This window comes from Pelomonas margarita (assembly GCF_043555875.1).
Taxonomy (GTDB): domain Bacteria; phylum Pseudomonadota; class Gammaproteobacteria; order Burkholderiales; family Burkholderiaceae_C; genus Pelomonas; species Pelomonas margarita.
Genome location: NZ_JBIGHW010000096.1, coordinates 1 through 252, shown reverse-complemented (window position 1 = coordinate 252; position 252 = coordinate 1). Strand labels below are relative to the sequence as shown.

The 252-nt window shown below is 66.3% G+C and carries 1 protein-coding gene; it reads left to right on the top strand.

The window, feature by feature from the left end; genetic code table 11:
- Nucleotides 1–16: 16 nt before the first annotated feature.
- The coding region (locus tag ACG0Z3_RS23400) for an IS66 family transposase (protein ID WP_394402481.1) at nt 17–252 on the top strand (236 nt) is incomplete at its 3' end.

The window sequence follows — 252 nt, the reverse complement described above, 5'->3', positions numbered from 1 at the left end:
CCCCATCAGGGCCTGCATGCAGGCCCTGATGCCATTGGGCCGTGGCCGCTTCACCGCCAGTCCACGACCGCAACCAAATCCGACACCTCGCCAGCGAATAGACGCGGATTTACATCAGCGGCAACACGAGACGCCGGTGCCGCTGCTGGACCCGGGCGCCGGCAAGACGAAGAAGGCGTACGTCTGGGCCTGGGCGCGCAGTCATCACGACCCACACCCGGGCGTGATCTACGAGTTCTGCCTGGGTCGAGG